12 protein-coding genes are annotated in these 12,773 nt (G+C 71.9%); 4 read left to right on the top strand and 8 right to left on the bottom strand.

Features of this window, described 5'->3' with window-relative positions:
- Positions 1 to 6 precede the first annotated feature (6 nt).
- Both lpdA and thpR read right to left on the bottom strand, forming a co-directional pair.
- Positions 7 to 1,410 (bottom strand): dihydrolipoyl dehydrogenase, encoded by a 1,404-nt coding sequence (gene lpdA, locus EES41_RS03405; RefSeq protein WP_123075529.1) that lies wholly within the window; start codon positions 1,408 to 1,410, stop codon positions 7 to 9.
- A gap of 84 nt (positions 1,411 to 1,494) precedes the next feature.
- On the bottom strand, positions 1,495 to 2,079 hold the full coding sequence (thpR, locus tag EES41_RS03400) for an RNA 2',3'-cyclic phosphodiesterase (protein WP_123075527.1): 585 nt from the start codon (positions 2,077 to 2,079) through the stop codon (positions 1,495 to 1,497).
- 116 nt (positions 2,080 to 2,195) lie between these two features.
- Between thpR and EES41_RS03395 the strand changes: the two genes are divergently transcribed.
- Entirely contained in the window at positions 2,196 to 2,648 is a 453-nt protein-coding gene (locus tag EES41_RS03395) for a carboxymuconolactone decarboxylase family protein (protein ID WP_123075525.1), read from the top strand.
- 24 nt (positions 2,649 to 2,672) lie between these two features.
- On the opposite strand, the gene EES41_RS03390 is transcribed toward EES41_RS03395, so the two are convergent.
- The gene (locus EES41_RS03390; protein WP_123075523.1) at positions 2,673 to 3,638 is read right to left on the bottom strand and encodes a hypothetical protein; all 966 of its coding nucleotides are present in this window, start codon (positions 3,636 to 3,638) and stop codon (positions 2,673 to 2,675) included.
- Between the two features lie 134 nt (positions 3,639 to 3,772).
- Between EES41_RS03390 and EES41_RS03385 the strand changes: the two genes are divergently transcribed.
- Positions 3,773 to 4,633 carry an arylamine N-acetyltransferase gene (locus EES41_RS03385; RefSeq protein ID WP_123075521.1) on the top strand — a complete coding sequence of 287 codons (861 nt, stop codon included), beginning with the start codon at positions 3,773 to 3,775 and terminating at the stop codon, positions 4,631 to 4,633.
- 22 nt (positions 4,634 to 4,655) lie between these two features.
- Here EES41_RS03385 and EES41_RS03380 read toward each other — a convergent pair whose 3' ends face one another.
- The 3 genes from EES41_RS03380 to EES41_RS03370 all read right to left on the bottom strand — a co-directional run bounded on the left by EES41_RS03380 (position 4,656) and on the right by EES41_RS03370 (position 8,229).
- The gene (locus EES41_RS03380) at positions 4,656 to 5,873 is read right to left on the bottom strand and encodes a cytochrome P450 (RefSeq protein WP_123075519.1); all 1,218 of its coding nucleotides are present in this window, start codon (positions 5,871 to 5,873) and stop codon (positions 4,656 to 4,658) included.
- Entirely contained in the window at positions 5,870 to 6,577 is a 708-nt protein-coding gene (locus EES41_RS03375) for a tRNA-dependent cyclodipeptide synthase (RefSeq protein ID WP_123075517.1), read from the bottom strand. The genes EES41_RS03380 and EES41_RS03375 overlap by 4 nt, the downstream gene beginning before the upstream one ends.
- 224 nt (positions 6,578 to 6,801) lie before the next feature.
- Positions 6,802 to 8,229 (bottom strand): MFS transporter, encoded by a 1,428-nt coding sequence (locus EES41_RS03370; RefSeq protein WP_250568457.1) that lies wholly within the window; start codon positions 8,227 to 8,229, stop codon positions 6,802 to 6,804.
- 160 nt (positions 8,230 to 8,389) lie between these two features.
- Between EES41_RS03370 and EES41_RS03365 the strand changes: the two genes are divergently transcribed.
- On the top strand, positions 8,390 to 9,469 hold the full coding sequence (locus EES41_RS03365; protein WP_123075513.1) for a DUF5954 family protein: 1,080 nt from the start codon (positions 8,390 to 8,392) through the stop codon (positions 9,467 to 9,469).
- A gap of 12 nt (positions 9,470 to 9,481) precedes the next feature.
- Here the strand turns inward: EES41_RS03365 and EES41_RS03360 are convergent, their stop codons facing one another.
- Together EES41_RS03360 and EES41_RS03355 are read right to left on the bottom strand one after the other, a co-directional pair.
- The gene (locus EES41_RS03360; RefSeq protein ID WP_254211298.1) at positions 9,482 to 10,528 is read right to left on the bottom strand and encodes an amidohydrolase family protein; all 1,047 of its coding nucleotides are present in this window, start codon (positions 10,526 to 10,528) and stop codon (positions 9,482 to 9,484) included.
- An 84-nt stretch (positions 10,529 to 10,612) separates the two neighbouring features.
- On the bottom strand, positions 10,613 to 11,971 hold the full coding sequence (locus EES41_RS03355) for a cytochrome P450 (RefSeq protein ID WP_250568448.1): 1,359 nt from the start codon (positions 11,969 to 11,971) through the stop codon (positions 10,613 to 10,615).
- Positions 11,972 to 12,195: 224 nt separating this feature from the next.
- Between EES41_RS03355 and EES41_RS03350 the strand changes: the two genes are divergently transcribed.
- Positions 12,196 to 12,768 carry a hypothetical protein gene (locus EES41_RS03350; protein WP_123075511.1) on the top strand — a complete coding sequence of 191 codons (573 nt, stop codon included), beginning with the start codon at positions 12,196 to 12,198 and terminating at the stop codon, positions 12,766 to 12,768.
- Positions 12,769 to 12,773: the final 5 nt, after the last annotated feature.

Raw genomic sequence — 12,773 nt, 5'->3', positions numbered from 1 at the left:
CGTGGCTCAGAAGTTGATCATGTGTCCGGCCAGCCCGTGGACCGCTTCCTTGACCGCCTCGCCCAGCGTCGGGTGCGCGTGCACGTTGCGCGCGACCTCGTGCACGGTCAGGTCCCACTGCTGGGCGAGGGTCAGCTCCGGAAGCAGCTCGGTGACGTCGGGGCCGATCAGGTGGGCACCGATGATCTCCCCGTGGGCGGCGTCGGCGATCAGCTTCACGAAGCCCACCGCGTCGCCCAGGCCGTGCGCCTTCCCGTTCGCGGTGAAGGGGAACTTGGCGACCTTGACGTCGAAGCCCCGCTCCCTCGCCTGGGCCTCCGTCCAGCCGAAGCTGGCGATCTGCGGCTGGCAGTACGTGGCCCGCGGGATCATCGGGTAGTCGAGCTCCATCGTCTCGGCGTCCGCGATGGTCTCGGCGGCGACCACACCCATGGCCTCGGCCGTGTGGGCGAGCATCAGCTTCGCCGTGACGTCGCCGATGGCGTAGAGGTGCGGGACGGAGGTGCGGCAGCGCCCGTCGACCTCGATGGCGCCGCGCTCGGTGACCCGTACCCCGGTGGCCTCAAGGCCGTACCCGGTCACGTTCGGCGCGAAGCCGATCGCCTGGAGCACCTTGTCGGCCTCCAGCACCTTCGGGGCGCCGTCCTTGCCGGTCACGTGCACGCGGACCCGCGGCCCCGACTCGTCGATGGACTCGACCCTGGTCGAGGTCAGCACGTCGATCCCGAGCCTGCGGTACTGCTTGGCCAGTTCGGCGGAGACCTCCGCGTCCTCCAGCGGGGCGATCCGGTCGAGGAACTCGACGATCGTGACCTTGACGCCGTAGTTGTGCAGGACGTAGGCGAACTCGACACCGATGGCGCCGGCGCCCGCGATCACGATGGACCCCGGCAGGTCGTCGGCCAGGATCTGCTCCTCGTACGTCACCACGCGCTCGCTGCGCCGGGTGCCGGGCAGCAGCCTCGGGGTGGCGCCGGTCGCGATGACGCAGTCGTCGAAGGACACCTCGCGCGTGCTGCCGTCGGGCTGGGCGACCCGGAGGGTGTGCGCGTCGAGGAAGGTGCCCCGGCCGTCGATCTCCGTGATCCCGTTCTTCTTCATCAGGTAGTGGACGCCCTTGACCCGCCCGTCCGCGACCCGGCGGCTGCGGTTGAACGCCTCGCCGTAGTCGAAGGAGACCGTGCCCTCCACCTTGATGCCGAAGGTCTTGGCCTCGTGGGTGAAGAGGTGTGCCAGCTCGGCGTTGCGCAGGAGCGCCTTGGTGGGGATGCAGCCGACGTTCAGGCAGACACCGCCCCAGTACCTCTCCTCCACGACCGCGACCCGGCGCCCGAGTTGGGCGGCGCGGATGGCGGCGACGTAACCGCCGGGACCCGCCCCGAGTACGACGACGTCGAAGTGCTCGCTCATGTGTGTTCCCTTTCGGTCGAACGGAGTGTCAGGTCCTGTGCCGGGCCGGGCCGGCGGAGCCGGGGCGAGCCGGGGCGTTCGCGGTCAGCTGCCGCCGCCGAAGCGCCACGCCTCGATGTCGCGGTAGTGGATCGGCCCCGGTCCCCGGCCCGTGTTGCTGCCCACCAGGTGCAGCCGCCGCGCCTCCCACCGCCGGCCGGTGAACCCGGCGAGCTCGGCGGCGGCCTCGGTCACGCTGGAGGGGTCGTCGCGACGGGACCGGGCCAGCGTCAGATGGGGGCGCAGGGGCCGCTCCTCGAACTCCACCCCGCACTCCCTGACCACGCGGCGGACATCGGTGGCGAGAAGGTGCAGATCCTCAAGGTCCCCCTCGATCCCGCTCCACAGCACCCGCTCGTCGAAGTGCCCGCCGCCGCGCATCGCCAGTCGTACGGGCCGACGCGCCGCCGCCAGATCGGCCAGCGGCGGCCGCAGGAGCGCAGCGGCCCCCACCGGGAGCTCGCCGAGGAACGCCAGGGTGATGTGCCAGTCCTCGATGCGGTTCCACCGCATGCGCGGGTACGCGTCGTAGGCGGGCCCGAGCGCCCGCGCCAGCTCTTCCTTCGCGTCGTCGGGCGGAGCGAGCGCTATGAACACGCGGACGGTCGAGGGCTGAATCTGTTCCTTCACGACAGACTTCGTACACCACGGGCCGGGCCGAAAAAAATCTGCCCCCGCCGTCACACACGGGCCGCGGGATCCGTCAGTGCGGTGAAGGCAACGACGATCCCCCGGAGGGACACCCCATGAAGGCGCGCATGACCAACCCGGCCACCGTTCTCGACGCCACCCCGGCGATCATGAACCTCTACAAGGCGATCCACTCCAGCGGCGCCCCGGCCCCGACCCTGGAACTCGTCCACCTCCGCGTCAGCCAGATCAACGGCTGCGCCCCCTGCGTCCTGTCCGGCTTCCAGACCGCCAGGAAGGCGGGCGAGACCGACGAGCGCCTCGCCACCGTCTCCGCCTGGCGCGAGGCCCCGTTCTTCACGGACGCCGAGCGGGCCGCCCTCGCCCTGGCCGAGTCCTGCGCCCGCCAGGCCGACACCGGCGACTGCGTCCCCGACCCGGTCTGGGACGACGCCGCCGACCACTTCGACGAGAAGGAGCTCGCCGGCATCATCACCATGATCGGCCTGACCAAGCTCTTCAACACCCTCAACGCCGCCACCCGCCAGATCGCCGGCGCCGCCTGGTGAGCGACGCGGCTCACGCGGGGCCGGTCAGCGGCAGCCGGACTCCGGAGCGTCGTGGGTGAGCGCGCAGACCATCTGCTCCCCGCGCCGGTTCTCGGGGTACGTCGCGACCAGCTCCGCGGCGAAGTCCTTCCACTGGCGGGAGATGTCCCGCGCGGCGAGCTCCGTCGCCCGCTGGAAGTTGCCGTTCGCCGAGCGCCGGGCGACTTCGGTGTCCTTGTTGAGGGTGCCGGTGTGCTGGACGCGCCCGGCGCAGCCGGCGGGCTTGGTACCGGTCGAGTCGAAGTCCGGGTAGCAGCCGGTGGCCAGGTCCTCGGGGACCTTGCCGGCGGCTTCCCTGGTCCAGTCGGCGTCGCTCATGGAGCTGTAGCGGCGGATGTCGAAGAACGGCGCGATGCCGGTGCGGTTCAGCCCCGGGGGATTGGAGATGCCGAGGGGACCGGAGCCGGCCCTGTCGGACCAGTTGCCGTGCGAGTAGAAGTCCTCGATCGGGTGCCAGCCGCGGCCGAGCTGTTCCAGGACGTCGCACTTGGCGCGGCGGGAGCGTCCGTTCCAGGTGCAGGGGGAGCCCAGGTCGCTCTCGCGCGCGATGATCCTGCCCCGGGCGTCGACCAGCCCGTCGGCGTACCGTACGGCGGCCCGCTGGCGGGCGACGGAGCCCCGGACGCAGGCGAGCAGCTCGGTGGTCGCCTCGTCGCGGGTGCGCGGATATCCGGCCGCGTAGCGCGGGGCGAGGTAATCGGCGTTGTCGCAGTGCAGGATGCCGAGGTCGAAGTAGGCGCCCTGGTCGTCGGCCACGATCGCCCCGTCGCGGGAGTCGGCCATCGCCGCCAGCGACCTGGGCTCCCACTTCAGGGCGGCGCGGGTGATCTTCTCGTGGTTGCCGCCGGAGAACGCCTGCGCAGGCGGACCGGGTACCAGCACGGTCAGGCAGGCCGAGCAGGCGAGGGCGGTCACGGTCAGTCGGCGGACGAGCGCGGAGGCGTAGGACACAAGACCTCCATAAAACGTCTTGAACAGTACGAAAACAGTACCAATAGGTACCGTGGGCTGCTCTTCCATGGAAGATCCGTCATCCGAGGCCGGTTGTGCCGGGTGACGGCCCACACGGTGAAGGAAGTACGAGCATGACGACCGCACGGCACGACCGCGGGGACAGCTGGCACGGGGAGCTCCTGGACCTCGACGCCTACCTCGAACGCCTCGGCCACACCGGGGAACGCGCACCGACCCTGGCCTGCCTGCGCGCGCTGCACCGCGCCCACACCACCTCGATCCCGTTCGAGAACGTCAGCGCCGTCCTCGGCATCCCGCTCCCGCTCGACGTCGAGTCCGTCCAGGACAAGCTCGTACGCCGGGCGCGCGGCGGCTACTGCTACGAGCACGTGACGCTCTTCGCCGCCGCTCTCGAAAAGCTCGGCTTCCGGTTCACCGCCCACACCGGCCGGGTCTCGCTCGGCGCGGACAAGATCCTCCCGGCGACCCACGCCCTGCTGACCGTGGCCCCCTCCGACGACGACCGGACCTGGCTGTGCGACGTCGGGTTCGGCGGCGGCCCGCTGGAGCCCGTCGAACTCGCCGACGGAGCCGAGGCGGAGGCCGACGGATGGCGGTTCCGCGTGGAACGGCGCCCGGACGCACAGGGCTTCGAGCACTGGTGGCTGCACCAGTACGGGGCGGGCGGCTGGCTCGACCGGCACACCTTCACCCTCACCCCGCAGTACCCCATCGACTACGAGGTCGGCAGTCATTTCGTGGGCACCCACCCCCGCTCGCCCTTCGTCAAGCGGCTGATCGCCCAGCGGTTCAGCGCCGCCCGGCACCACCAGATCGACGGACTGACCTGGAGCACCACGCTGCCGGACGGCACCCGCACCGAGCGGAAGATCGAACCGGAAGACCTTCAGCGGGTACTGCGCGAGGAGTTCGGGATCGACCTCGACTCCGAGGTGGTCGGCCGGCTGACGGCCAGGGCCGACGCGCCCTGACCCCCGGCCGGCCGCAGGGGCGTCACCAGAGCACGGGCAGCCGCTCCGGAATCCGCTTCATGAACCCGGTGCGCCACACGAGTTGCTCGATCGGCACGGCGAGGTCCAGGCCGGGCAGCCGGTCGAGGAGCACCTCGATCGCGATCTGCGCGTGCCGCTTGCCGAGCGCCGTGGCGGGGCAGTAGTGGCCGCCTCCGCCGAACGACAGGTGCGCGTTCGGGTTCGGCCGGTCGAGGCGCACGGCGTGCGGGTCCTCGAACTCGGCCGGGTCGTGGTTGGCGGCCTCGACCAGGACGAGGACCAGTTCCCCCTTCTCCACGGTGACGTCCCCGAGCCGCATGGTCTCCGTGGCGATGCGCGGCAGGCCGTCGGCGATCGACAGGTTGACGCGCAGCAGCTCGTCCACGGCGGCGGGGACCAGGGCCGGGTCGGCGATCAGCTCGGCCTTGAGTCCGGGGTGCTGGATCAGCGACACGAGGGCCATGGTGAGGAAGCCCATGACGCTGATGACCCCCGCGCCGAACATCGTGACACCGACGGTGGCGAGCATCTCGTCCGTCAGGTGCGCGTAGTCGCAGTCCTCGCGCAGGTCGGCGAGTTCGCCCATGAGGCCGGTCGTCGCCGGGTCGTTCAGGCGGTCGACCATGTGGGCCGTGTCGCGGTCCCAGTTGATGCCCGCCGCGGGGATGGCGCGGGGACTGTTCATGAACGCGACGTGCAGCGACCGGTAGAGGCCGGCGCCGTCGCTCTGCGGGATGCCGAGGACGTGGCAGTGCAGGCCGGTGGAGTAGGGGACGGTGAAGTCGCGGCGCAGGTCGGCCGGGACTCCCGTCGCCACCAGCCGGTCGACGAGTCCGTGAGCGTGGGCGGTCAGCCACGCCTCCAGCCCGGGGGCCTTCGGGTTCAGGGCCTTCATCACGGCCTTGCGGAGCCCCGCCCCCGTGATGTTCCCCATGTTGTTGACCACCTCCGGGGGGATGGTCAGCGCGTACTGGCGGGGCGCGCCCGGAGCCGAGGTGTCCTTGAGGGAGAACCGGGGATCGTCGAGCACCTGCCTGCACAGGCGGTACGAGGACACCAGCCAGGCCTCCGCCCCGGCTATGGTGCGGACCTTCTTGACCGGCTCGTCGGCGAGGAGGCGCGCGATCTCTTCGGGCAGCCTCGTGCCGTTGGCGTCGAACGGGAACCGGGCGAGCTCCTCGGCCGCTGCCGCCGTGGTCGGGTCGAGCGTCGTGGTCATACGGGGCGGTCCTGTTCTTCGGCGGGAGTGATGACGGCGTGGCCCTGGTTGCGCGAGGCGCGCAGGCCCCAGCCCCGCGCGTACAGCAACTCGGCCAGCGGCAGGGCCTGGTGGTAGCAGTTGAGCGAGGACTCGACGCCGAGGACGGCCGGGGTGTCGAGGAACAGCGGCACCTCGGCGCACACGTACTTGATGCACACCTCCCGCTGGAGGCCGGTCGGTGGCAGGCCGTTCAGCTTGTCGGCGAGGAACCGGGCCGCGAGCCGGTCGCACACGTCCCGGAACTCGGGATCGTCGGTCATGAGGGTGTCGAGGCGCGCGCGGATGCGCTGGTAGGCGGGGAGCTCCAGGAGCGCGGACATGGGCCGGCCGCGCAGCCGTTCGCCCTCGGGGTCCAGGGCGGCGACGGCGGCGGTGACCTTGGCGCGGACGCCGCGGAGGTTCTTCACCGCTTTGCGCCGCGCTTCGGCCTCGGGGTAGCCGAGGGCCACGAACATCTCGCCGACGTGCATGTCGGTCCAGATGAGATCGACCTGGCGGAAGTGGTCGAGCCCCCACCGGGCGAGATCCAGCACGCGGTCGTGGGTGAAGTAGGAGTTCCCGGAGGAGATGCCGATGACGGCGTGGTCGCCCTCGTCGTGGATGACTTGGCAGTGAGGCGTATACGGACGGACGGCGAAGATGCCTGAAAGGGCAGTCGTCAACGTGAGTGGTTCCCCTGCGCCACGAGTCCCGGCAGGGCCGTGTGCCCTGGGTGTGGCGGCGCGGGCATGACGGTAACCGAGCTCACGGGTGATGATCTAGAGCTACTGGTCGGTCACTCTACGGATTTCATCGCGGGCGGATGACGTTGTCCGGCTTCGTGCCGGTGCGGGCGCTCCACGGCGTCCAACGCCCGCGCCACCGCGCGGCCGTTCCGGGCCGGGAATCAGGGCGCGGGCACATCGAGGGCCGGCGCCGGCGCGGTCGTCCGGTGCGCGCGGATCAGCGGAAGCAGCAGGGCCGCGCCCACGAGCGCGAGGAGCGCCGCGGCCCTCAGCACGCTCTCGATGGCCGAGCCGTCCGAGGCCGCCTGCTGCTCCGAGCCGCTCAGGACCTCCAGGACGGTCGTCGCCACCGCCACGGCCATCGCGCCCAGCAGGACCAACGAGGTCAGCACCAGCCCGGAGGCGGCGGCCAGGCGGCTGGAGGGCACGTACGACTGGGTGGCCACGTTCGTCAGCGCCCAGCCGAGCCCGAGCCCGATGCCCACGACCGCGAACACGGCCGTGTAGAGGGCGAGCGGACCGGCCCAGGTCAGCGCCAGCAGACCGAACCCGCTCAGCAGCAGCCCGCCGGCCATCAGGGTCTCCGGCCGCCGGCGCTGCGCGAGGTGCCCGGACCAGTAGCTCGCGCCACCGGCGCCGACCGACAGGGCCAGGAAGACCAGCCCGGCGTCGAGCGGGGACAGGCCGCGGGCCTGCTGGAGGTAGAGCGCGGAGAACACCGCGACGAGGCAGTACACGATGTTGGACACGGAACCGGCCAGCGTGACCGTCACGAACGGCCCGTTGCGCAGCAGTGACAGGTCCAGCAGCGGCTCGGCGGTGCGGCGTTCGATCACCGCGAACAGGACCAGCAGGAGCACCCCGGCGGCGGCACAGGCCAGCGTCGGGGCGGAGCCCCAGCCCCAGTGCCCGCCCTGATCGACCGCGATCATGATGGCGGTCAGCCCGCCCGCCACGGTGACGGCGCCGGGCAGGTCCAGGCCGTGCCCGGCCTCCTCGTCGCGGGTGTCGGTCACGAACCGCAGCATCAGGAACGCGGCGACGACGCAGAAGGGAACGTTCAGCAGGAACACCGCCCGCCAGCTGACGTGCTCCGCGAACACGCCGCCGACGAACGGCCCGAGAGCGGTCCCGATCGCGCTGAAGGCCAGCACCGTGCCGACGGCGCGGCCCTGCCGGTCGTCGCGGAAGTGGGCGGTGACGACCGCCACCGCCACCGGGAAGATCAACGCGGCCGTGGCGCCCTGCACCACCCGGCCCACGATCAGCCAGACCTCGTTCTGCGCGGCTCCGCAGACGACGGACACCACGGCGAAGCCCGCCAAGCCCCACACGATCACCGTGCGCCGCCCGTGGACGTCGGCCGCCCGCCCGCCCGTGATCATCAGCGCGCCCAGGGTCAGCATGTAGCCGCTGACCAGCCACTGCAGGTTCGTCGTGGGCGTGGAGAAGTCCCGGGCGATCACCGGCAGCATCAGGTTGAGGGCGAACCAGTCCATCTGCACCAGCAGCATCGACAGCGAGGCGGCCGCGATGACCGCGCGATCCCGGCCCGAGAAGAGCCTGGTTCCCGCCTCGCCCACACGCATCGGCACGCCCCGTTCACGGCCCCCGCCATCTCCCCACCAGCATGCGCCCACCCGCCGCGACGAGCACGTCCGGGCCGGAGTCATAGCGGGCCACGGCCCCTCAAGGAGGAGAACCGGCGAAACGGCGGCGGTATCCCCTCGCGGTTGTCAGGATGCCGGTATGGATCGAGCGAATGCGGAGCCGGGCGGTACGCGCCGGGTCGTGGTACGGGTACCGGTCGAGCCGGTGGAAGCGGCGGTGGAGGCCGACGCGGTCGACGCGGTGGCCCGCGCGGGCGACGTGATGGTGCGCGGCCCGCTCTTCGGGGTCGCGGTACGGGACGGCGCGCGGGCGGGGAACGCGCAGCCGTGGCGGGTGCTGATCGCGGTGACGGCCGGATGCCCCCAGGTGGCGCGCGACAGCCTGAACTCGCTGCTCTGGTTCCGCGCGAAGGACGAGGCGCACGACCGGGCGGAACGCCGCGCGCTGCTGTCGGCGGTCGCCCGGCTGGAGAGCGAGCCCGTCGACGAACTGGCCGTGGCCGGGACCCGGTACCGGATCGTGCGCGCCGAAGAGTACGCGGCCGCCGGCGCGGGCGGGATCGAAGAGCCGCGCCCCACCGACCCGGAGCCGCTCTTCCCCGACTGGTCCCGCAACGCCAAGGGGCCCGAGATCGACGCGGACCTGCTGCTGGACCCGGACGCGCCGCTCACCCCGACCCAGGCCCTCGAACGCCTGGCCCTGCGCGGCCTGAGCTACACCGGCGAGCGGTTCCCGCCGGACGTACGCGCCGACGCGCGGCGGGCGTTGGAGACCCACCCCGACGTCCTGTTGCTGCCCCCGACGTTCACGGTCGTGGAAGAGACCGAGCGCGGCGGCTGGAAACCGGCCGTCGGCCCGCACGCGAGCGCCCACGCGGCCCGCTTGTCGCTGGACTTCGCCCTGACCTGGGCCTGGCCGCGCATGCACGGCCTCATCCCCGTCGACACCAACACGGAGGCCGACTCCCGGACGGCCGCCGCGGTGGCCGCGGAACCGGAGCTGGCCGAGTACGCCGCGGCCTCCGACGCGCTCCGGGCCGGCCGCGTCAACCGGCTGGAGTTCCAGGGGACCACGTACCGGGTCGCCCGCACCCGCCGACTGCTGCGCTGGGGACCGGACGGACCGGAGTGCCCGCGCCCGTCCGACGTCAACAGCCAGGCTCCCATGCGCATCCACCCCGCCCTCGACGAGGACGGCCAGCTCGTCCCCGAGGACTGAGCCCCCGACGGGTCAGACGGTGGCCAGCTGGGGGAGCAGCCGCAGGGCGTTGTCGCGGTAGATGCCCTGGAGCTGTCGCGGCGTCAGGGCGGGGTCGGAGTCGAGGGCGGGCAGCGCCAGCTCCGTGACCGTGTCGGCGGGGCCCGCCGGCCAGTCCGTACCGAAGAGGACGCGGTCGGCGGACACGTGCTCCATGAGGGCGGCCGCACCCGCCATCGGCCCGGCCGTGTCGTAGTAGAAGCGCCGCAGGTAGTCACGTACGACACCCGGATCGACGGGGGGCTCGCAGAAGCGGCCGAGAGCCCGCAGGCGCGACGCGATGTACGGCAGGAAACCGCCGGCGTGCGGCAGGATGACGGAGATGTCCGGGAAGCGGTCCAGCGTCCGCCGGCTGATCATGTTGACGGCGGCCCGCGTGGTGTCGAGCAGGAAGTCGCACATGAAGTTCGGAATGCCCGGCACGGCGGACGCGCCGGGCGGGCAGCCCGGGAGATTGTGCGGATGGGTGTCCACCACGGCGCCGTGGTCGTTCAGCTCGCCGAACACACGGTCGTACGACGGGTCGCCGAGGTAGACGCCGCCGTAGTTGGCCGTCACGTTGACGCCGGCCGCCCCGAGCCGGCCCAGCCCGCGGCGCACGGTCCACGAGGAGGTGTCCGGGTCGTCCAGGAAGAGGGGCGCGTAGAACGCGAACCTGCCCGGGTGCGAGGTCGCCACCTCGACCATCGACTGGAGCGTGATGTTGACGGCCTCGCGCAGCTGCGCCGACGAACCGTAGCGGGCCGGGAGCATCGGCTTGAGCACCGCGGTCGCGATGCCCGCCCGGTCCATGAAGCCGATCGCCGCCTCCGTGTCGAGCCGCGCCCACGGCGGCAGTTGCCCCGGCTTGATCAGTTCGTGCCGCTCGGCCCACTCGCGCCATTCGGGTGCGCAGAAGTGGTGGTGCATGTCGATCTTCGACTGTGGAGCGTGTGCCGCGCCGGGGCCCGGACCCGCGCCGTGCGGACCGGTGCCCACGCGGTCGACGGGCGCCACGCTGACGGTGTCCGTCCGCCTCATTTCCGCGGGCACTCCCAGGAGGTCCACTCTGGAGACGTTCGAAGGATCCGGCATGCCCATCCACCACCTGTCGGGTCGGTCTGCTTACGGTCGGGAGGTCACGGGCGCGACGGCCGGCGCGGGGGAGCCGGTCGCGGCGCGCCGGGACGGCTCCAGGACGATGTGGAGCCTTTCGAGCCCCCGGAACGCCGCCATGGGGCCCTTCAGCCAGGCGGCCCGGCCCTCCTGCGGGTCGGCCAGCTCCATCTCGGGGAATTCCCGCAGCAGGCAGGAGAGCGCGACTTCGAGCTCCAGCCGCGCCAGCGGGGCCCCCAGGCAGTAGTGCGTGCCGTGTCCGAATCCCAGGTGTGTGCCCTGGATCCCCTCGCGCGTCACGTCCAGCACGTCAGGAGACCCGAACTTCTCGGGATCCCGGTTCGCCGAGGACAGCGCGATCTGTACGAGGGACCCCTTGGGGATCACCGTGCCGCGGATCTCGGCCTCCTCGGCGGCGTACCGGAAGGTCGAGGTCTCCACGGAGCCGTCGAAGCGGACCAACTCCTCCACCGCCCGCGGGATCAGCAGCGGGTCCGTGCGGAGCTTCGCCAACTGCTCGGGGTGGAGCAGCAGATCGAGGACGGAGTTCCCGATCTGGTACGCGGTGGTCTTGTGGCCGGCGAAGAAGATGACCCACAGCGACGCCACCAGTTCCGCGTCGTCGAGCCCCTCCTCCGCCTGGATGAGGTCGCTGAGGAAGCAGTCCGAGGGGTGTTCGCGGGTGTACGCGATCAGTCGCCCCAGCCGGGCCTGCAGCCATGCCTCGGCCGCCTGCAGCTCCGCCCGCCGGGAGGGATCGAACCGGGCGAGCGTCACCGTCCGGAACTGGTCCAGGATCTCGGGACGGTCCCGCTCCGGGATCGTCATGAGTTCGCACAGGATCGCGATGGGCAGCGGGAACGCGAACGACGACATCAGATCCACCGGGGTGGACTTGGCGCACGCCCGCAGCAGGTTCTCGGCGATCTCGGTGATCCTCGGCCGCATCTGCTCCACCCGTCGGGGGGTGAAGCCGCTGCGCAGCGCGCGGCGCAGCCGGGTGTGCCGGGGCGGGTCCGAGAACAGCACGTTGTCGTCGAGGGCGTCGAAGAAGCTGCCGAAAACGGCGTGGTACGTGTCGATGGCGCCCCGCATGTTCTTGCTGAAGCGGGGGTCCGACAGGGCGTCCCGGGCGTCTTCGTACCGGGTGATGAGGTACGTGTCGATCCCGTGCGGGGGCTTGAGCAGGCACACCGGGGCCTGCTCGCGCAGCGCCGCGTAGACGGGGTGCGGGCACGCGCGGTACTCCGGCGCCCCCTTGGACACGGCGGTCACCAGGTCATCGAGCGTCCCGCCGGCCCCGCTGGCCTCGGCGGCCCCGCGCGTTGCCGTTCCGCCGTCCTTCGGTGCCGCACTCTCCTGCGTCATCCTTCGCACCCTCCGTGAGGTTCGCCGCGTGCGGGCACAGCGGTTCCCTGTCGGAGCCGGTCGCGAAACCACCCGGGACGCGTTCGGGTGAGCGCCGGTGCGCGCGGGGCGAGCAGCGGTCAGCCGACCGGCCGTCAGCCGTCCGCCGCAGTCACCTGGCGGCCCTCCGCGGCGGGGCTCAGGCTGCTGGTGCAGTCAGCCGCTCGTCGCAAGGAGTCACGCGCATGGCCCGACGTCTCGCCCTGGTCCTCACCACGACGGTCTCGCTCGCCCTGGCCGCCGTCGCCGCACCCGCCGCTGCCACGCCCGCACCCGTAGGCCCGGAAACGGGCGAAGCCGCGAGCGCGCTCGCCGCCGCGTACGCGGCGACCGCCAGGTTCCAGCGTCACGATGAGGCGGTGAAGGCGGGCTACGTACCGGACAAGTACTGCGTGACCAACCGCTCGGGTCCGGGCGCGCTCGGCTACCCGCACTTCAACCACAAGCTCGACAACTCCGTCGATCCCGCGCACCCCACCGCCCTCTTCTACGAGGACGACAAGCGGGGCGGCAAGCGCCTCGTCGGCGTCCAGTGGCTGGTCTACGACCGGGACCAGAACCTGGCGACGAGCGACGACCGCCCCGCGCTGTTCGGGAAGCCCTTCAAGGGCCCGCAGCGCGGCAACTTCCCCGGCCAGCCCATCCACTACGCGCTGCACCTCTGGCTGTGGAAGAAGAACCCGCTGGGCGAGTTCGAGACCTACAACCCGGCGGTGAGCTGCCGCCCCGGTACCGTCCGCCCCACACCGCAGGTCTGAGGCAC

The organism is Streptomyces sp. ADI95-16 (genome assembly GCF_003721495.1).
Taxonomy (GTDB): domain Bacteria; phylum Actinomycetota; class Actinomycetes; order Streptomycetales; family Streptomycetaceae; genus Streptomyces; species Streptomyces goshikiensis.
Note: the sequence above shows the minus strand (reverse complement) of the source record. Positions and strands in the feature narration are given on the sequence as shown.

What these genes read in the sequence shown, in the direction of transcription:
- lpdA (WP_123075529.1), bottom strand. Translation starts at nt 1,410, where the DNA reads ATGAGCGAGCACTTCGACGTCGTCGTACTCGGGGCGGGTCCCGGCGGT.
- EES41_RS03395 (WP_123075525.1), top strand. Translation starts at nt 2,196, where the DNA reads ATGAAGGCGCGCATGACCAACCCGGCCACCGTTCTCGACGCCACCCCG.
- EES41_RS03385 (WP_123075521.1), top strand. Translation starts at nt 3,773, where the DNA reads ATGACGACCGCACGGCACGACCGCGGGGACAGCTGGCACGGGGAGCTC.
- EES41_RS03380 (WP_123075519.1), bottom strand. Translation starts at nt 5,873, where the DNA reads ATGACCACGACGCTCGACCCGACCACGGCGGCAGCGGCCGAGGAGCTC.
- EES41_RS03370 (WP_250568457.1), bottom strand. Translation starts at nt 8,229, where the DNA reads ATGCGTGTGGGCGAGGCGGGAACCAGGCTCTTCTCGGGCCGGGATCGC.
- EES41_RS03365 (WP_123075513.1), top strand. Translation starts at nt 8,390, where the DNA reads ATGGATCGAGCGAATGCGGAGCCGGGCGGTACGCGCCGGGTCGTGGTA.
- EES41_RS03360 (WP_254211298.1), bottom strand. Translation starts at nt 10,528, where the DNA reads ATGAGGCGGACGGACACCGTCAGCGTGGCGCCCGTCGACCGCGTGGGC.
- EES41_RS03355 (WP_250568448.1), bottom strand. Translation starts at nt 11,971, where the DNA reads ATGACGCAGGAGAGTGCGGCACCGAAGGACGGCGGAACGGCAACGCGC.
- EES41_RS03350 (WP_123075511.1), top strand. Translation starts at nt 12,196, where the DNA reads ATGGCCCGACGTCTCGCCCTGGTCCTCACCACGACGGTCTCGCTCGCC.